The organism is Bacillus cereus group sp. BfR-BA-01441, from assembly GCF_022663075.1.
GTDB lineage: Bacteria > Bacillota > Bacilli > Bacillales > Bacillaceae_G > Bacillus_A > Bacillus_A cereus.
Genome location: NZ_JAKUEU010000047.1, coordinates 20,610 through 39,932, shown reverse-complemented (window position 1 = coordinate 39,932; position 19,323 = coordinate 20,610). Strand labels below are relative to the sequence as shown.

The window sequence follows — 19,323 nt, the reverse complement described above, 5'->3', positions numbered from 1 at the left end:
TATCGCGAGCCGCGAAGGACATAAATTTAGTTACATGGACTTCCTAAAAGTCGGTTTCCCAATTATGATCGTTTCATTAATCATTTCTCACATTTATATTTATTTACGCTACCTTATGTAGTAAAAAAAGCGCTCTGATAATCAGGGCGCTTTTTTACTTATATCTAAAATATATCGACTTATCAACAAAAAAGAAAAATCTACTCTTTATATCTCACCGGTTCATTTCGAATGATAAATAAATGAATCGGTAAGAACACTGAAAATGTGATTACATGAATAATCGTAAATAATATAGAGTTCGTTCCGTATCTGTCTAAAATAGCGTAGATAAGATAAATGGACAATACAATCGATACAGCTGTTGCTAGTAAACTTATAATTGGTACGAAATTAAAAATAAAACATGCAACGTATATACCGAATACTTTCCACCCTGCTTCTTCTTTCAAAAAATCTGGTAATTTATCTTTCGCTAAGTCACCCCATGTCTTACTATTCAAAAACGGAATAAACGCAAGCACCCCGTCCGTTGCACCATCATTTTTCGCCATCGAATAAAGTGCAAAAGCCGTTAACAAATATGAAATAATTGCCCAAATCAATATAACAAGAATAAACGCAAAACTAAGAGCAAAGAAACCTGCTAATACGCCTTGATCCTCCATCTTATCCTCTCCTCTCTACTTTCAACATATTTCATTACATTGCAAGTTATGTTTTAAAATTTATCCAAACTCTTTGTATAATAAGAGAAGAAAGAGAATAAGAGAGGAGCAACACTTATGCATCCATTTGTAAAAGCATTACAAGAGCATTTCACAGCTCATCAAAATCCTGAAAAAGCAGAACCTATGGCTCGTTATATGAAAAATCACTTCCCATTTCTAGGTATTCAAACACCGGAAAGACGCCAATTATTAAAAGACATCATTCAAATACATACTCTCCCAGATCAAAAAGACTTCCAAATTATCATACGTGAGCTTTGGGACTTACCAGAACGTGAATTCCAAGCGGCCGCACTTGATATTATGCAAAAATATAAAAAGCATATAAACGAAACTCATATCCCCTTCTTAGAAGAACTGATTGTCACAAAATCTTGGTGGGACTCTGTCGATAGCATCGTCCCTACATTTTTAGGCGATATCTTTTTAAAACATCCAGAATTAATTTCTGCCTATATTCCAAAATGGATTGCATCAGATAACATATGGTTACAACGTGCCGCTATTTTATTCCAACTAAAATATAAACAAAAGATGGATGAAGAACTTCTTTTCTGGATTATTGGACAACTACATTCTTCAAAAGAATTTTTCATTCAAAAAGCGATTGGCTGGGTCCTTCGTGAATATGCAAAAACAAATCCGGATGTAGTTTGGGAATACGTTCAAAACAATGAGCTCGCTCCATTAAGTAAGCGTGAAGCAATTAAGCATATTAAGCAAAATTACGGAATAAATAATGAAAAAATAGGCGAGACTCTATCATAGATAGACGCGTTCCTCTATTGAGATTTAAAAAAGAACGTGTTAGAATATGTTCATTATTATTAATATAAGTAGCGATGACGGACTTATAAGTACTTGCATAAAAAGCGATTCAGGGATAGTGAAAGCCTGAAGCCGCAAGGAAACGGCAGTCCCGAGCAATACATGATAAAGTGGATGCACCTTTTGTGTATCAACTAGGGTGGAACCGCGGGCAAACGCTCGTCCCTAGGCAAATAAGCCTTGGGATGAGCGTTTTTTTATGTTCTTTTTAGCATATACTGCTCGTTTCCAAAGTATCAGAGTATGTCATCGCCAATACGTTAACTTTCAAAAGGAGGATTTTCTTATGTATTCAATGGAACAAGTTGTAAACTTAGCGAAACATCGCGGTTTTGTTTTCCCTGGTTCTGAAATTTACGGTGGTCTTGCAAACACTTGGGATTACGGTCCACTTGGAATCGAATTAAAAAATAATGTTAAAAAAGCTTGGTGGAAAAAATTCATTCAAGAATCTCCATACAACGTTGGTTTAGACGCAGCTATTTTAATGAACCCTAAAACTTGGATAGCTTCTGGTCACGTTGGTAACTTCAACGATCCAATGATCGACTGTAAAAAATGTAAAGCTCGTCACCGTGCTGACAAATTAATTGAGGATGCTTTAGATGCAAAAGGCATCGAAATGGTTGTTGATGGTCTTACTTTCGACCAAATGGCTGACTTAATGAAAGAACATGAAGTAAAATGTCCTGATTGCGGTAGTGAAGAATTCACTGAAATCCGTCAGTTCAACTTAATGTTCAAAACATTCCAAGGTGTTACAGAGTCTAGCACAAACGAAATCTTCCTTCGTCCTGAAACAGCACAAGGTATTTTCGTAAACTTCAAAAACGTTCAACGCTCTATGCGTAAAAAGCTTCCATTTGGTATCGGCCAAATCGGTAAGAGTTTCCGTAACGAAATCACGCCTGGTAACTTCACATTCCGTACACGTGAATTCGAACAAATGGAACTTGAATTCTTCTGTAAGCCTGGTGAAGATTTAGAGTGGTTTGCATTCTGGCGTGAAACTTGTAAAAACTGGTTACTTTCACTTGGTATGTCTGAAGAGAGCATGCGTCTTCGTGACCACGGTGAAGAAGAGTTATCTCACTACAGTAATGCAACAACTGACATTGAATTCAAATTCCCATTCGGTTGGGGCGAACTTTGGGGCGTTGCATCTCGTACAGACTTCGACTTAAAACGTCACATGGAACATTCAAACGAAGACTTTAACTATATTGATCCACAAACGAATGAGCGTTACGTGCCATACTGCATCGAGCCATCTTTAGGCGCAGACCGCGTAACATTAGCATTCTTATGTGATGCATATGAAGAAGAGCAATTAGAAAACGATTCTCGTACAGTTCTTCGTTTCCACCCTGCTTTAGCACCATACAAAGCAGCTATCTTACCATTATCTAAGAAGCTATCTGAAGGTGCTACTGAAGTATTCGCAGAATTAGCTAAAGACTTCATGGTAGACTTTGATGAAACTGGTTCTATCGGTAAACGTTACCGTCGTCAAGACGAAATCGGTACACCATTCTGTATCACATATGACTTCGACTCAGTTGAAGACAAAGCTGTTACAGTACGTGACCGTGACACAATGGAACAAGTTCGTATGCCAATTAGCGAACTAAAAGGTTTCTTAGAGAAGAAAATCCAGTTCTAATTATAAGAAAAAGAGGCTGCTCATAAGAGCGCCTCTTTTTTACTTTTCACGTTTTTCTTTAATTGCTACTGTACATCTTGATATACATAGTAAATCATCATTTTCATCAATAATACGAACATCCCAAACCATTGTCGATTGTCCTCTATGTATCGGTGTTCCGATCGCTGTTACAATTCCATCTTTCTTTGAGCGAATGTGGTTTGCATTAATTTCTAATCCGAAACAAATACATTTTTCTTGATCAATTAAATTATATGAACCAACACTTGCCACTGTTTCCGCTAATGCAACCGATGCACCTCCATGTAAAAATCCAAACGGTTGATGCGTACGCTCATCAACAGGCATCGTAGCAACTACCTTATCTTCTGTCATCTCTAACAACTCAATTCCAAGTGAATCCATTAAAGTTTTTGCCATATCGCTTCCCCCTTCTCTTACTTTAATTAAATGTATAATTTTACCTATTTATTTTCAAACTACTTATAACACTTATATAAGGAGGCTTCACCTAAATGAAACAGAAATTTTGTATATTACTGCTTATGTTCTCCTTGCTGACTATTGTACCAAATTGTGCAATAACAGCCAAAGCATCTAACCTGACAATCGATGTTAAGACTGTAACGCAAAAAGGTAAGAAACCTTATATAGAATATCAAATAAATAGGCCTTCTTTTCACAACTTTTCTGATTCTAAATTTCAAAATAAACTCAATTTATACTACAAAAAATCCACTGACAAATTTAAAAACAAATTAGAAAAAGAAGCAAAAAAATATTATAAAGAGACAGAAGGATCTAGTACACCCTTTCATCCGTACGTAGCAAATGTTGATTATAAAGTCTCTTTAAACAAACCACCTTTTCTTAGCCTATATGTGAATTACTATCAATATACTGGCGGAGCACACGGTCTTTATACGTGGAAGGCAAATACATTTGATTTAAACGAAAAAAAGGTGCTGCACTTAGACGATTTATTTCAACAAAAGGATAAATATAAAGATGTAATCCGTGCAGAGATTGTACGACAAATTAAACAAAATGAAAGCATTTATTTTCCTGATGCAACTGAAAAAGTAATGAGTATGAAAAAATTTCACTTCTTTTTAGAGCCAGACAATCTCGTCATTTATTTCCCTTTATATGAGATTGCTCCCTATTCAAGTGGAATTCCGCAATTTCGTATTCCATATACGTTGCTAAGAGACTATTTAAAGCCTTCTTATCAAAATATTTTGATTGACAACAAGTAAATATTTTCGCTACGATAATGTTAACCTAAAAACAACAGGAGGTTAACATTATGAGGAGATTTCATGTTTTAGATTTAGCATTAGCTGCCATGTTCGTTGCTCTTATGGCCATCGGTGCAAATATTGTATCTTGGGCACCTTTCTTACAAGTAGCAGGCATCCCATTATCTATGCAACCATTTTTCGCAATTTTAGCAGGTCTTCTTCTTGGAAGTAGACTTGGTGCCTTATCCATGACTGTATATATGCTCGTTGGCTTAGCCGGCGCACCAATCTTCGCTAACTTCAAAGCTGGATTTGGAGCACTTTTAGATCCTACTGGTGGTTTTATTATCGCATTTATTATCGTTGCTTACGTATCAGGAAAACTAGTAGAACAAAAAGAAAGACCCACTTTCATTACATTTACAATTGCCTCTTTCACTGGAATTATTTTAACTTATATAATCGGTACTACTTACATGTACGGAGCAGTCAATCTCTTTATGGGCGGTAATATGAGCTATAAAGCTGCTTGGATGATTATGATGTGGTTTGCAGTAAAAGATATTGCATTTACAATTATCGGTGCTATTATCGCACCTCGCATATACTATGCTGTGCGTCGCTCTGCTTATCAGCATTCTCATTCGACGATTTCATAATAAAAAAAATGAGTTATTTCAGTATACTGAAATAACTCATTTTTTATTTTCGACAATATACGACACATATTAAAAATAAATTTTGTTATGATAGTCCAGAAAATCTTATATTTTGTACATTTAATTAAAACAATGTTCTGGAGGAAAGTCAGTGAAACTATCAAAAAACACACTTATTAAAATAGGTGTAGGCGTACTATCTTTACTTTTCATGCTATGTATATACAGAAGTTATACATTATATGGAAACGGCGAGTTAGGAATGAACTATATGCTTGGAAACGGTATAGCATTCTTCTTGCTATTTCTTACTATAATTAGTTTATGCGCGGCTGTAATCTTTATTATCATCGGATTAATTAAGAAAATACGAAAAGTAGCAGCAAAAAAAGTTTTTATAACATCTATAATACTATTTCTTACATCAGTTATATCAATCCTTATTTTCCTTTTCACCATATCAAAAGTAACGAATATAGAGGAAGAATATCAGGCTATTCAAGTTCAAAAGAAAAAAGAAGCTGATTACTTAAAGGCTGCAGCATCTTTTTATAACACCATAGAAACTTTCGAATACTCTGCATCATATGTATTGTCCGAGTATTCAACTACATGGTCAAACGCAATAAATAACCGAAGTGATTTCAATACTGCTCTTAGATCTAAGAAAAAAGAAATTGATCATATGGTTGTAGCTGTAGATGTATTTTATAACGGCATGGGAAGAGATTTAAGGTTGGTCTCTGAGGCTGCAAAAGAACAGCCAAGTAAGTACAAAGAAACCTATGAAGAATATAAAAAAATGTATGGTATTGTGACTGCACTTAATGAACAATCTCAATCTCCAAGCGGTAGTTTAATTACATTTAATCAAAATGTTAATACATTAATTCAAGAATACAAAAAATCTGCCGGAAATATTAATATCGCTATTTCTAATGAAATTAAATCAAAAGCTAATGAATTGAAGCCGACCGATAAAAACTTAAGTTCTAATTAAAGACACTCTCTCTAGAGTGTCTTTTTTTCATAAAAAGTCCCCTTTAGATTGCACAGTAAATTACATATCTCTACTGTACATCCAAAAGGGACTTTACCTATAAATTAAGACTCTTGATTCGCTTGTTCTTCTAAAATTTTCTTCATCATTGCAACCATGTCATCACGTAATTCTGGGTGTTGCAGGGCCATTTCAATTGTCGTTTGAACGAATCCTAGCTTTTCACCTACGTCGTAGCGCTTTCCTTCGAAATCGTAAGCAAATACACGTTGGATTTCATTTAAGCTTTGGATTGCATCTGTTAATTGAATTTCACCACCAGCACCGACATGTTGCTGTTCTAAGAACATAAAGATTTCAGGCGTTAAAATGTAGCGGCCCATAATTGCTAAGTTTGAAGGAGCTGTACCTTGTGCTGGTTTCTCAACGAAATTGCGAACTTGGTAACGACGACCTTCTTGTTCTAATGGATCGATAATTCCATAGCGATGTGTTTCCGACTCTGGAACAGTTTGTACACCAATAACAGAAGAAAGTGTTTTTTCATACTCATCCATTAATTGACGTAAACACGGTTTCTCAGCTTGGACAATATCATCACCTAGTAACACTGCAAACGGCTCATCACCAATGAATTTACGCGCACACCAAACAGCATGTCCTAGTCCCTTCGGCTCTTTTTGACGGATATAATGAATATCTACCATTTTTGAAGAAGCTTGTACTTTTTCAAGCAACTCATATTTTTTCTTCTCTAATAAGTTTTGTTCTAGTTCAAATGCATTATCAAAATGATCTTCAATAGAACGCTTTGTTTTACCAGTAACGATAATAATATCTTCGATACCCGATTTCACTGCTTCTTCTACAATGTATTGGATTGTTGGTTTATCTACTATCGGTAACATTTCTTTCGGCATTGCTTTCGTTGCTGGTAAAAAACGTGTTCCTAATCCAGCTGCTGGGATTATCGCTTTTCTTACTTTTTTCATCACAAAATACCCTCTCTCCTGTCGGAATCAATAGCAATCATTTCCTACATAAAACAAAAGGGAGATTTCGCTCCCTTTTGTTCCTTACTACTTAAAATTACTTTGTATTATAAACGATTCATAATGTCTTCTTTAATAGTAAGTAACTTTTGTTCACTATTTTGTAAAGAACTATCTTTTACACCAAAGTAAAACTTAATCTTCGGCTCAGTTCCAGATGGACGTAGGCAGAACCATGAACCATCCTCTAATTGATATTTTAACACATTTGATTTCGGTAAGTGAATCTCTTCTTTATGTCCATCTTGTAAAGATGTAACGATGCTTGCTTTATAGTCTTCCACTGCTACGACTGTTAAGCCTGCTACTTCTTTCGGCGGATTCTCACGGAACGTTGCCATCATCTCTTGGATTTTTTCAGCTCCATCTTTTCCTTTTAACGTTAACGATACAAGGTCTTCACGGAAGAAACCGTACTTCTCAAATACTTCTAATAGACCGTCATATAACGTTTTCCCTTGTGATTTGTAGTATGCAGCTACTTCACATGCAAATAGGACAGATTGTACTGCATCTTTATCACGGCAGAATGGGCGGATTAAATAACCATAGCTTTCCTCATAACCGAATTGGAATTCATATTGTCCGCTTTCTTCATACTGCCTAATTTTCTCACCGATAAATTTAAATCCAGTTAACGTATCAACTGTATCTAAACCGTATGCTTTCGCAATTGTACGGCCAATCTCAGACGTTACGATTGTTTTTAATACGACACCGTTCTCCGGAAGCGTTCCGTTTTCTTTCTTTTGAGATAGTAAGTAATCAAGCATTAATGCACCTGTTTGGTTTCCTGTTAATACTTGGAACTCACCATTATGATTACGCACTGCTACACCAAGGCGGTCTGCGTCAGGATCAGTTGCGATTAATACATCTGCGCCTACCTTTTCACCGTCACGAATGGCATACTCAAACGCTGCGTGCTCTTCTGGGTTCGGTGATTTTACTGTAGAGAAGTTTGGATCTGGTAACTCTTGCTCTTTTACAACTGTCACATCTGTAAATCCAACTTCTTTTAAACCACGGCGTACAGAAATATTTGATGTTCCGTGTAATGGTGTAAAGACGATTTTTAAGTCTTTGCCGACCTTTTGCACCATTTCTTTATTAATGATGACATTGTTCAATTCTGCAGCATATGCATCATCTACTTCTTGTCCAATAATATGTAATAAACCGTCAGCTTTTAATTGCTCTACATCAGCGACTTCAACTGTTAATTCATCTTCTACTGCATTTACGTAGCTAATTAACTCATCTGCTTCTTTTGGAGGTAACTGTCCACCATCTTCACCGTATACTTTGTATCCGTTATATTCAGGTGGATTATGGCTTGCCGTAAGAACGATTCCACTTACTGTATGTAAATGACGAACTGCGAAAGAAAGTACTGGCGTTGGACGTAAGCTTTCAAACACATATGTTGTGATACCGCGTGCCCCAAGTGTAGCAGCAACTTCCATTGCGAACTCAGGTGATTTATGACGAGAATCATAGGCTACAACAACACCGCGTTTTTTCGCTTCCTCACCTAATTTTTCAATAAAGCTTGCTAATCCTTTTGTTGCTTTACGAACTGTATATACGTTTAAACGGTTCGTACCAGCACCAAGTTCACCACGCATACCACCTGTGCCAAACTCTAGATTTTTATAAAAGCTATCCTCGATTTTCTTCTCATCTTGCTTCATATTTTCTAGCTGTTCTTTTAATTCTGCATCTAATTGTGCGTAAGAAAGCCAGCGACTAAATTCTTGTTTCCAATTCATTCTTCTCTCTCCTCTCGCTCGTCATACCTTTATTATATGAAAAAAACATGCTGTATCTCAATATTTTATAAAATCTAACAGGATTTTACTAGGAATATTTGTATACACTATTGTTAAATACTCCACTAAAGGGAATGAGGATTATGCACGAATGGGGCTTGTCAGAAGAGCTCAAAATACAAACAAAGCAAATGATTGAAATTGCTGAAAAAGAACTATCGATTATGAGGAACGCAATCGATAAAGAAGACGAATGTATTTTATGCAAAATGGAAGATATTCATCATATGTTAGCAAATGTACAAACATTGGCAGCTACATACTATATTCAGGCATATTTATCACCTTATACGGAAAGTTCATCTTTTATTACAACAGCTATCCAACATTTAAGCGCCAGAAAACATGGTGCTCTTATCGTTGTGGAAAGAAACGAGACGCTTGAAGCTCTCATTCAAACTGGAACGACATTAAACGCTCATTTAACTGCGCCATTACTCGAATCAATATTTTATCCAGGTAACCCTCTTCATGACGGTGCCGTTCTCGTAAAAAATAATCATATTGTCTCAGCTGCTAATATTCTTCCTTTAACGAAAAGTACAGAAGTTGATCCTGAGCTAGGAACACGTCACAGAGCTGCAATTGGCTTATCAGAAAAGAGTGATGCACTTATATTAGTTGTCTCTGAAGAAACGGGCCGTACTTCTTTTGCTTTAAACGGGATTTTGTATACGATTTCTTTATAAACACTTTTTTGAACAGCGCGGTAGTAAATGAAATTATATCGAATTACCAACAAATATACCTACTATATCAATAGAAAAGGCTGTCTCCAAAATTTGAGACAGCTTTTTCTTCAAAAAAATTATTCTTCTACAAAATGCTCGAAAAGTATACGAATTACCTATACCATTGCTCGAGCTGACCATAAATTATTTGCTCACAGGGATGTCTAAGTACACTTACTACTCTTTTTGTACTCAAAACATGTTTAGACCTCTTTCATAACAACTATATGCTTTCTAAAATGCTTCACTTCTAGCTATTATTTTTTATCTATTTTTAAGAAATAGTAAAAAAGGGTACTTTAGAAATCCTATCTAAAGTACCCTTTTATTAAAAATCTATTTTATTATAAAGAATAATTGGAGACTGCAAAATGATAAAAATATAGCATACTTTCAAAATTATTTATAATTATTAATATTAATATTAAACATAAAGCAACTACTTTTACACGTCTCATCACTTTAAAACCATATGCTAATAATAACGGTATTGTAAACAGCATATGTGCGCCATAAATAAATGCTTCAGATGCCCCAAAACCAATAATTCCATGTAAAACAATATTAAATAGTAAACAGAAACTTAAAAACCTTACGAAAGGCTCTTTTCTAAAGTTTTTCCATACAGCTACTATTATAAAAGCATACACAGATACAATCACAATCCACCCGATCATAGTATGCGATGGAAGTATATTTAATTGTGCGAATTGCTCACCTTGTCTTAAAGTAACTTCCGAGAATGGTCCAAAGATGAATGAAGATCCTAATAATAGATGAAATACTAATATACCTGATGGCTTAACGTATTCTGGTGAAAAACTCTGTCCTTGCGCAGCAAAGTCCATACTACCCTTTAATCCTTCGATAAGAACGACATTATTTGCGTTCATTGCTAATACAAACAGGACCACGACAATAACAATCGAAATACCAGTCCAAATAATTTTTTTCCGTAGTTTCTTATAACTCATCAGACTACCTAAAAACCACATAAACGAATTGGTTAATGTAACCCCTGTTATTACTATTGCCAACAATACATTCGCAATACTAAATCCTATTTTCGCTTCTTTTTCCCCTGTAATAAATGGATAGCATACAAAGCACATAAGTACCAATGTGAAATTTGCATAGCTAAAAGATTCTGGTGTCCACGTAATAACTAACATTGTAGCTGAAAATCCATACATGACCGCTAGTAAAAAAGAAACAATCGTATTCTTACAAATTTTACAGCATAATGTATAAATCATCACTACACTGAACGCGCTTAAAAACGTTTGAATGAATATAATACCATGTACAATATTCCCTACTTTTACTGTCTCCAGCATCCACATGAATTGTTGAATAAAATAATAAAGGAATGGATGTCGGAACCAGGTCGCCGCTGCTACATCTACTTTTTCAAGGAAAAAGGAGATGATATAATATCCTTGATCAAAAGAAAAATAGGTATCAACCACCCACGCTTCAATAAAAAGCTTAGAGTGAGTATCCATTTTCCAACCGATAAAAAAATAAAATGACCAATAAAAAATGAAAAGGACAAGGGCTAATATCCCCTTTCCTTTATAATCATTCCAAATATTCAATACTTCTTCTCCTCTCTACGGTAGAAATAACATAATTAGATGTGCCACGTATCCAATAACTGTTCCTAACACAAGCCCACCAAAAATCTCATGCCAATGATGTCCTTGACGCTCTCTTAATTTTTCTTCTTCCGAACTTATATGTTTATTCAACATTCTTGCATGTTTACCAACTGTACGGCGAAGTCCTGTGGCATCAATGATAACAATTGTTAAAATTGCCATCCCGATTCCAAACATCGGTGTATTAAACCCTTCATGAAACCCTATTGTCATGACCATACTTGATAAAATCGTTGTATGCGTGCTAGGAAATCCACCATTTCCAACTAAACGAAAAGCATCTTTTCCAGAACGAAGATAATTCACTAAAAATTTCAATACTCCCGAAGCTACCCAAGCTATAAATGGAAGTATACAATATAAATATGTTCCCATTGCTTTACCTCCTATGATTTTGCAATAAATAAAATGCCAGCTACTATACATACTATTCCAGCAATTTTCATGAAATTGATTGTTTCACCAAATAATAATGCTGACGCAATAATAACAAATACATATCCGAAACTCACCATTGGGTATGCATAACTTAAATCAACCTTTCTCAGCACAATCATCCATAATAATGCACTTAAACCGTAAAAAGCTAGTCCGAAAAAGTTCGGTACGTTAATGAAATTCATAATACCTACAGCCGCTGAACTTTGTGATTTCATTGCGCCAAACTTTAATAAAATTTGCCCTACAACTCCCATACCAACTGATAAAATAATCATTAAAAATTGTTGCATCTCTATACTCCTTAACCGTTTATATTCAAAAAATGTTTTATTCCAAATAAAAAACGTTTAAGACACTCCTCTTAAACGTTTTAACAAACCCGAATAGAGTAATTAAAAGTTCAATAGTATAATAATAACTGTTATCGCATATAACAACACTGTTATTAAAATATGCTGATCCTCTAATAAAACTTTATCTGGTTCTCCACCTTTATCTTCCATGTGAACTAAATATAAATAACGAAAAATCCCGTAAATTACAAATGGGATTGTCCACATTAAATAGATACTTTTCCCTGCATTAAAAGTAAAGATAGCATAAGTTACAATAGTTGCCGATGTAACAATTGTACTTAATTGGTCTAACAAAGCAGGAGAATAACTTTCTAATACTTTTCTATGAGAACCTTTATTATTCTGTAACAATACTAATTCATGTCTTCTTTTATTAATAGCCAAGAATAGTGACAGTAATAATGTACATAATAAAAACCACGGTGTAAATGGCACTTGAATAACTAATCCACCGGCCAATGCTCGTAAAACAAATCCAGCTGCAATAATTAAAATATCAATGATTACAACGTGCTTTAAACGAATTGAATACGCTACATTTAAAATAAAATAGGCTGCTAATACTAAGCACAATAACGGATTTAATATATATGAAACTACTAAAGACGCTACTAAAATAACACAACCTGCCGTAATAGCAAAGTACGGATTTAATGCCCCCGATGCCATCGGTCGATATCGCTTAACAGGGTGTTGTCGATCTGCCTCAATATCCATAAAATCATTTAAAATATAGACACAGCCAGATATTGCACAAAATAGCGCAAAACAAATTGCAGCTTGTGCCACCATAGTTAAAGATACTTGTTTTATTGAAAAGACTAACGCTGCAAATACAAGCAAGTTTTTAGTCCACTGTTTCGGGCGTAACTGTTTAAAAAACAATACAACTATATTTTGTTGAGATAAAGTCCCTTCCCTCATAATAATAAGAGTGCTTCTATTTTTGTCACTCTCTTCTTTCCCTCCCTATTCAATTGTTATTTACTTCTAATACAGGGAAAATTATATCACATAAGTATAACATTGAAAATCAACTATTAAATACCAATAAAAAAGGCTGTCTCAAAAATTTGAGACAGCCTTTTCTTCAAAAAATCATTCTTCTCCAAAACGCTCCACAAGTGTTGCAAGTGTACGTACCATTGCACCAGTTGCTCCAGCTGGACCTAAGTCGTGCGCGCCTTTTGTTTCTGATGTTCCAGCGATATCTAAGTGTACCCACGGTGTATCTTCAGCGAATTCGCCTAAGAATGTACCTGCCATAACCGCATGTCCTTCACGGCCTGGTGAGTTATTTAAATCAGCAAACTTACTGTTTCGAACGCGTTCTTTATCACGATCAAAAATCGGTAGTTGCCAAATTGGCTCATCTGTTTCCATAGAAGCCTCTAGCACTTGCTCAAATAACTCTTCATTATTTGTCATTGCGCCTGTCGTATAGTTTCCAAGTGCAACAATTACACCGCCTGTTAATGTTGCAACATCAACAAGGTAGTTTGCACCAAGTTTTTTCGCATACGTAATACCGTCAGCTAAAGCTAGACGACCTTCTGCATCCGTATTTAATACTTCAATTGTTTTTCCGCTCATAGATGTAATTACATCGTCTGGCTTAAATGCCGTACCACTTACAACGTTATCAGTTGAAGGAATAACAGCGATCACATTTTGTTCTGGGCGAAGTTCACCGATAATTTCCATCGCACCTAATACAGCAGCTGCACCGCCCATATCACCTTTCATACCGACCATGCCTTCACGTGGTTTTAAAGAATAACCACCTGTATCGTATGTAATACCTTTTCCAACGAATCCAATGACATCTGTCCACTCTTCTTTTCCTTTATAAATAAGAGCAATCATTTTCGGTGGCTCTACACTACCTTGGTTTACTGCAAGTAACGCACCCATACCAAGATCTTCCATCTCTTCTTTCTCAAGAACTTTATAGTCCATATCATACTTCTCCGCTAATTCAACAGCATACTCAGCAAGCTTTGTCGCTGTTAATACGTTTGGCGGCATATTTACAAGTGTACGAGCTGAATTTGTTGCACGTCCATGTACGTAGCCAACTGTTAATGCGGCTTCAATTTCTTGTGCATCTTCCGCTGTAATAGCCGTGAACTTCTCTAACTCTACACGATCCTTTTTATCTGATTTATACGTTTGTAATTCATATGTACCAAGGCCTTGTACCTCTGCTGCAATATGAGCGACATCAATCGCGTCTAATTTCTCTGTTACGAAAGAATCAAGTAAGATTGCTGCATCTTGTACTTTTGCTGATTGCAGTGTTTTAAATGCCTTACCAAGAGCCGCACGTAACGTTTCTGTCGTGTAAGACTCTTTCTTGCCTAAACCAACAAAGTAATAACGTTTCACATTTGTTTTTCCTAAGCTATGCACTTTCGAAATGGCCTTTTTCTTCGTAGATAATTCTTTCTCTTCTAGTAAAACTTGTAATTGTCCTTCAAACGCTTTGTCCAGTTCTTGTACAAAACTACTCATTTTCTCTTCTTCAAATAAAGCAACAATTACTGCTTCATGACCTGCTAATTCTTTTTGTACTTGAAACATGTTCAGACCCCCTAAATTTCTCTACCACCATTATAACTTTATTTTCGATAAAATGCGACAATTCTAACTACAGTTATATGACGTGTAAAATCCCCTCTATTATGAAATAAGCCAAGAAAAAAAGTCTAGCGTAATTACGACTAGACTATCTTTGTTTTAAATATTGACCACGAAACACTTGCATCGTTTCGTCTTGATTTAACATCGTTAACTCTTCTTCTGTAAACTTACCATTTCCTACTTTTACTACGTACACATTTACTTTTTTCTTACCCCATTGGCTATAAACATCTTTCACCGTATCATAATATAGATCAAGACGGTTTCCTTTTATTGCACCGCCCTTATCAGCTACTACACCATATCCATAACCTGGTACGAATAGAATCGTTCCAATCGGAAATACGCGTAAGTCCGCAGCGATTGTGGAATATAAATCCCTTTTCACTTTAACACCTGAATATGTAATACCATACTCTGGATGCCCTGGCCTCTTACCAGTTGACTCAATCCCCGATGTATAACCTGTTGCAGTCATTTCAATTGAACGATATTTAGACCAGTCGTTTGCCTGCTCTAAAGCATTTATCACTTCTTTACTCGGAGCAACATTTCTCTTAACTTCTGCTGCATGTACTTCTTTTGCACTCGTTCCCTCATACTTCTTTACAATCTCTAATAAAGAAACTCCTGTGAAAGCATTCCATGTTACGCATAATGCAATTGCAAGTAAACAAGTCATCATAATGCGAATACAATATCGTTTTAACATTTTTATATTCCACACTCCTTCATCGTTAATCATTCCCTATACCATGAAGGAATATGCAAAAAAATAATCTCCAACTTAATTGGAGATTAAAACATTTGATATCCGCTTTTCCGAAGTTTCTTGATTACGACTCCTGCTAAAGCAGCCCCTACTAATCCAGTAGATAGAATAAATACGTCTGCTTGTCCTAAGTGCGATACACTTGTCCCAAATGAAGAAAATGTTTCTTTCGGTTTTGAAAAATAATCCCACATACTCGCTTTATTAATAATAAGCATACAAACAATAGGATACACAATAACCATTACCCAAGTAGCTCGCAAAATCATGTTGAGTAAAAATCCAATTCCAAAGAACAAAATAAAGAATAACATCATTGAAATAAGTAGTACCGGTATACTCACTCTTTTCCCCTCTCCTTCGCACGTGCCGTAAATACGTGATAAGCTGTATAACCAAATGGTTCGCCTGGATTTAATGTTTTGTCCACTTCAAGATGTAGTTCTGATCTTCCTTCTAACAAATATTTAATAAGCACAGACGTATTCGGATCGTCCGCAATCTTATCCGGATGTAAGAACGCCACTTCAGACAATTCTTTCTCCTGTATAATAATATTTTCTCCTTCAGGCTCCAAAAGAAAAATAATCATATTATCACTAATCTCATTACGAATAACACCCGATCGAACACCAATGATCCCCTTCACATGAGCGACAATGCCTGTCTCTTCTAACACTTCGCGTTTCACAGCTTCATCAACCGTCTCACCTTCATTTACAAAACCAGCCGGTAAAGACCATTTCCCTTTTAATCCACTGTATTTCTTCTTAACAAATAGCCACCTACCATCTTTTGTAGCTACTAAACCACTAACAGCTAGCCATACCTTCCCTCGTTTCTCCATGATGTAATAACCTCCTCTTTCAGAACGGACAGAATATTCTTTCTTTTTATATTATACTATATTTTTAATATGAAAAAAGCAGAAACAGCTCTTAGCCGTTTCTGCTTTTTCTACTATATATTAAAAGAACTTTAATTTACCTTTTTTAAGAACTAATAAAGGTCCACCTAATAAGAATAGGTAACGATTATCGATTACTTTCTTCATGAAGGAAGCTTTCCAACCTGTTAACTTTTTACCCATAACAACGCCCATTGCATCGTCATGACCTAAAGAACATACAGATCCTTTATTATCAAATGCGAATTTTTTCATTTCACCTTTACCACGAACTAATACAGTTAAGTTGTGTGCAATATTGTAACCTTGTTGAATTGCAATTTGTGCTGTTGGTGGGTATGGACGGTTAATTTCTTCATTAATGATTAACGCTGCGTCACCAACCATGAATACATCTTCATATCCTGGAGCATGCATGTACTCATCAACTTTTACACGTCCGCGCATTGCTTCAAATCCAGACTCTTCCACAATACCGTTACCACGAACACCTGCAGCCCAAACTACTGTTTCAGACTTAATTAATTCAGTGTCATCGCCATTCGCAACGATAATACCTTCTTCAGTTGCTTCTTTAATTGCTGTACCGATGCGGAATTCTACACCTTTTTTCTCAAGTTGTTTTACAGCGTATTCTACTAACGCTGGATCGAAACCTGGAAGTGCTGTTGGAGCAGCTTCTACACAGATGATACGTGCTTTTTCACGTGGTACATTGTACTCTTTGCAAAGTTCAGGAACACGGTTTGCAAGCTCACCTACGTACTCGATACCAGTAAATCCAGCACCACCAACAACGATTGTTACTAACTCATCGCGTTGTTCAGTTGCATATTTAGAGAAACTAGCTTCCATATGCTCACGAATTTCACGAGTTGCATTAATGTTAGCTATTGAGAATGCATGCTCTTTTAATCCTGTAATTCCGAATGTTTCTGATTCAAAACCAAGACCAATTACTAAGTAGTCATACTCTAACTCGCCGTCTTTTAAGATAATGCGTTTTTCAGCAGCTTTAATTTCTACTACTGTGTCTTGTACAAAGTTCACTTTATTTGTATCAATAACGTCTTGAATATCTAGACAGATTTTTTCATCTTGTAATGTACCAGCTGCGCTCTCGTGTAACCAAGTCGCTTGGTAGTGATAGCTGTTGTTGTTTACTAGCGTAATTTCAGCTTCATTTACAGATAATGCTTTTTGCAGACGAACAGTCGTAATCATCCCGCCATAACCTGCACCTAAAACTACGATTTTTGGAGTCTTCACCAAATCACAACCCTTTTCTTTATATAATAGTAATGAGAAATAATACCAAGTACTAAAAACTCTATTTGTCAAGAATGTGGAATTTATCACATTCTATATCATAACAAAACGCAGTCAAAAAATCGTACGAATTTTGTCATAGAAATTTAACATAATACTTCCCTATATTAGTCGGTTTTATTCCAGAATTCAAGCGTCTGGAGAATTATCAATATTTTAAAATAACATAGCGTTTTCAAGGGTTTTTTAGACTTTTTTTCATGTATTTTCCTTTCTGTATATTTTATACAATAAAAAAGAACCTATGCGAAAACTTACACACAATTCAGTCGTTTTCAGAAGTATTATGAACTCAAATATGCTATCATTTATTTGAAAGTGTCATCATTTGCAGGATTTTCGTGTACATATGAACAATATATGAAATCAATATCAAAATTCCATCTATAGGGGGAATGAAAGTGGCAGAAAATCAAAAAGTTTACGACATAACAATTATTGGTGGTGGTCCAACAGGGCTGTTCACAGCATTTTATGGCGGTATGAGACAAGCAAGTGTAAAAATCATTGAAAGCTTACCTCAACTTGGAGGACAATTATCCGCACTCTACCCTGAAAAATACATTTATGATGTAGCTGGATTCCCAAAAGTGCGCGCACAAGAATTAGTTGATAACTTAAAAGAGCAAATGAAGAAATTTGACCCAACCGTTTGTTTAGAAGAAGCTGTCGATACGCTTGAAAAACAAGCTGACGGTATATTTAAACTTGTTACGAATAAGCAAACTCACTATTCTAAATCAGTTATTATTACTGCTGGCAATGGTGCTTTCCAACCACGCCGCTTAGAATTAGAAGGTACAGCAAAGTATGAAAAGAAAAACTTACATTATTTCGTTGATGATATGAATAAATTTGCCGGTAAGCGCGTCGTAGTATTTGGCGGCGGCGATTCAGCTGTTGATTGGACAATGATGTTAGAACCGATCGCTGAAAAAGTTACAATCGTTCATCGCCGCGATAAATTCCGTGCGCATGAACATAGCGTCGAAAACTTAATGAATTCTCGTGCAGAAGTAAGTACACCGTATGTTCCAGTTGAACTCATTGGTGATGACAAAATTGAACAAGTCGTTCTTCAGCACGTAAAAACTGAAGAAAAAGTTATCATCGATGTTGATGACGTAATTATAAACTATGGCTTCGTTTCTTCTCTTGGCCCAATTAAAAACTGGGGCTTAGATATACAAAAAAACAGCATCCTTGTAAATTCAAAAATGGAAACAAATATTCCTGGCATTTACGCTGCTGGTGACATTTGTACATATGAAGGAAAAGTAAAACTCATTGCTTGCGGCTTCGGTGAAGCACCAACAGCAGTAAACAATGCAAAAGCTTACTTCGATCCAAATGCAAAACTTCAACCAATGCATAGCTCAAGCATGTTTTAATATGTAAAAATAAAAGCTCCTTCCATACGTGGAAGGAGCTTTTATTTTATATACCACGAAAGCACACTGAATTCGATAAA

Annotated in this window: 20 protein-coding genes; 7 read left to right on the top strand and 13 right to left on the bottom strand. The window is 35.7% G+C overall.

All coding sequences use genetic code 11. From position 1 onward, the window contains the following. Positions 1–200 precede the first annotated feature (200 nt). Positions 201–668, bottom strand: a complete 468-nt coding sequence (locus MR107_RS18970; RefSeq protein WP_000390061.1) for a hypothetical protein — start codon at positions 666–668, stop codon at positions 201–203. A gap of 117 nt (positions 669–785) precedes the next feature. Between MR107_RS18970 and MR107_RS18965 the strand changes: the two genes are divergently transcribed. Both MR107_RS18965 and MR107_RS18960 read left to right on the top strand, forming a co-directional pair. Next, positions 786–1,499, top strand: a complete 714-nt coding sequence (locus tag MR107_RS18965) for a DNA alkylation repair protein (protein ID WP_000553309.1) — start codon at positions 786–788, stop codon at positions 1,497–1,499. Positions 1,500–1,845: 346 nt separating this feature from the next. Continuing rightward, entirely contained in the window at positions 1,846–3,222 is a 1,377-nt protein-coding gene (locus MR107_RS18960; protein WP_000287151.1) for a glycine--tRNA ligase, read from the top strand. A 39-nt stretch (positions 3,223–3,261) separates the two neighbouring features. Here MR107_RS18960 and MR107_RS18955 read toward each other — a convergent pair whose 3' ends face one another. Beyond that, entirely contained in the window at positions 3,262–3,645 is a 384-nt protein-coding gene (locus tag MR107_RS18955; RefSeq protein ID WP_001140612.1) for a hotdog fold thioesterase, read from the bottom strand. 95 nt (positions 3,646–3,740) lie between these two features. On the opposite strand from MR107_RS18955, the gene MR107_RS18950 reads away from it, so the two are divergent. The 3 genes from MR107_RS18950 to MR107_RS18940 all read left to right on the top strand — a co-directional run bounded on the left by MR107_RS18950 (position 3,741) and on the right by MR107_RS18940 (position 6,128). Beyond that, positions 3,741–4,484 carry a DUF3298 and DUF4163 domain-containing protein gene (locus MR107_RS18950; protein WP_000810329.1) on the top strand — a complete coding sequence of 248 codons (744 nt, stop codon included), beginning with the start codon at positions 3,741–3,743 and terminating at the stop codon, positions 4,482–4,484. A gap of 50 nt (positions 4,485–4,534) precedes the next feature. After that, complete coding sequence (locus MR107_RS18945) at positions 4,535–5,128, top strand: biotin transporter BioY (protein ID WP_048538405.1); 594 nt, start codon at positions 4,535–4,537, stop codon at positions 5,126–5,128. A 151-nt stretch (positions 5,129–5,279) separates the two neighbouring features. Next, positions 5,280–6,128, top strand: a complete 849-nt coding sequence (locus tag MR107_RS18940) for a hypothetical protein (protein WP_048538404.1) — start codon at positions 5,280–5,282, stop codon at positions 6,126–6,128. 104 nt (positions 6,129–6,232) lie between these two features. Here MR107_RS18940 and galU read toward each other — a convergent pair whose 3' ends face one another. Both galU and MR107_RS18930 read right to left on the bottom strand, forming a co-directional pair. Further along, positions 6,233–7,120 carry a UTP--glucose-1-phosphate uridylyltransferase GalU gene (gene galU / locus MR107_RS18935; protein WP_002097988.1) on the bottom strand — a complete coding sequence of 296 codons (888 nt, stop codon included), beginning with the start codon at positions 7,118–7,120 and terminating at the stop codon, positions 6,233–6,235. Positions 7,121–7,227: 107 nt separating this feature from the next. Next, positions 7,228–8,952 carry a phospho-sugar mutase gene (locus MR107_RS18930; RefSeq protein ID WP_001104221.1) on the bottom strand — a complete coding sequence of 575 codons (1,725 nt, stop codon included), beginning with the start codon at positions 8,950–8,952 and terminating at the stop codon, positions 7,228–7,230. Between the two features lie 143 nt (positions 8,953–9,095). Here MR107_RS18930 and cdaS point away from each other — a divergent pair, with 143 nt between their 5' ends. Further along, positions 9,096–9,701: a sporulation-specific diadenylate cyclase CdaS gene (gene cdaS, locus MR107_RS18925; protein WP_000545252.1), complete on the top strand. Its 606-nt coding sequence runs from the start codon at positions 9,096–9,098 to the stop codon at positions 9,699–9,701. 386 nt (positions 9,702–10,087) lie between these two features. Here cdaS and MR107_RS18920 read toward each other — a convergent pair whose 3' ends face one another. The 9 genes from MR107_RS18920 to MR107_RS18880 all read right to left on the bottom strand — a co-directional run bounded on the left by MR107_RS18920 (position 10,088) and on the right by MR107_RS18880 (position 17,792). Continuing rightward, positions 10,088–11,341 (bottom strand): DUF6080 domain-containing protein, encoded by a 1,254-nt coding sequence (locus tag MR107_RS18920; protein ID WP_065212301.1) that lies wholly within the window; start codon positions 11,339–11,341, stop codon positions 10,088–10,090. Positions 11,342–11,356: 15 nt separating this feature from the next. Next, positions 11,357–11,779, bottom strand: coding sequence for a divergent PAP2 family protein (locus tag MR107_RS18915; protein ID WP_000537660.1), 423 nt, complete (start codon positions 11,777–11,779; stop codon positions 11,357–11,359). An 11-nt stretch (positions 11,780–11,790) separates the two neighbouring features. Beyond that, positions 11,791–12,135, bottom strand: coding sequence for an EamA family transporter (locus tag MR107_RS18910; RefSeq protein ID WP_242292601.1), 345 nt, complete (start codon positions 12,133–12,135; stop codon positions 11,791–11,793). 102 nt (positions 12,136–12,237) lie between these two features. Then, positions 12,238–13,125 (bottom strand): decaprenyl-phosphate phosphoribosyltransferase, encoded by an 888-nt coding sequence (locus tag MR107_RS18905; protein WP_016123674.1) that lies wholly within the window; start codon positions 13,123–13,125, stop codon positions 12,238–12,240. Positions 13,126–13,299: 174 nt separating this feature from the next. Beyond that, positions 13,300–14,784 carry a cytosol aminopeptidase gene (gene pepA / locus MR107_RS18900; protein ID WP_000487950.1) on the bottom strand — a complete coding sequence of 495 codons (1,485 nt, stop codon included), beginning with the start codon at positions 14,782–14,784 and terminating at the stop codon, positions 13,300–13,302. 145 nt (positions 14,785–14,929) lie between these two features. After that, on the bottom strand, positions 14,930–15,556 hold the full coding sequence (locus tag MR107_RS18895) for a 3D domain-containing protein (protein WP_000920103.1): 627 nt from the start codon (positions 15,554–15,556) through the stop codon (positions 14,930–14,932). Positions 15,557–15,642: 86 nt separating this feature from the next. Continuing rightward, a complete protein-coding gene (locus MR107_RS18890) occupies positions 15,643–15,960 on the bottom strand; it encodes a YuiB family protein (protein ID WP_000027016.1) in 318 nt (105 codons plus the stop codon). Next, complete coding sequence (locus tag MR107_RS18885; RefSeq protein ID WP_000415313.1) at positions 15,957–16,463, bottom strand: NUDIX hydrolase; 507 nt, start codon at positions 16,461–16,463, stop codon at positions 15,957–15,959. Before MR107_RS18885 ends, MR107_RS18890 begins: the two co-directional genes overlap by 4 nt. A gap of 120 nt (positions 16,464–16,583) precedes the next feature. Then, a complete protein-coding gene (locus MR107_RS18880; RefSeq protein WP_000856612.1) occupies positions 16,584–17,792 on the bottom strand; it encodes an NAD(P)/FAD-dependent oxidoreductase in 1,209 nt (402 codons plus the stop codon). 461 nt (positions 17,793–18,253) lie between these two features. On the opposite strand from MR107_RS18880, the gene MR107_RS18875 reads away from it, so the two are divergent. Continuing rightward, entirely contained in the window at positions 18,254–19,243 is a 990-nt protein-coding gene (locus tag MR107_RS18875) for an NAD(P)/FAD-dependent oxidoreductase (RefSeq protein ID WP_000829784.1), read from the top strand. Positions 19,244–19,323: the final 80 nt, after the last annotated feature.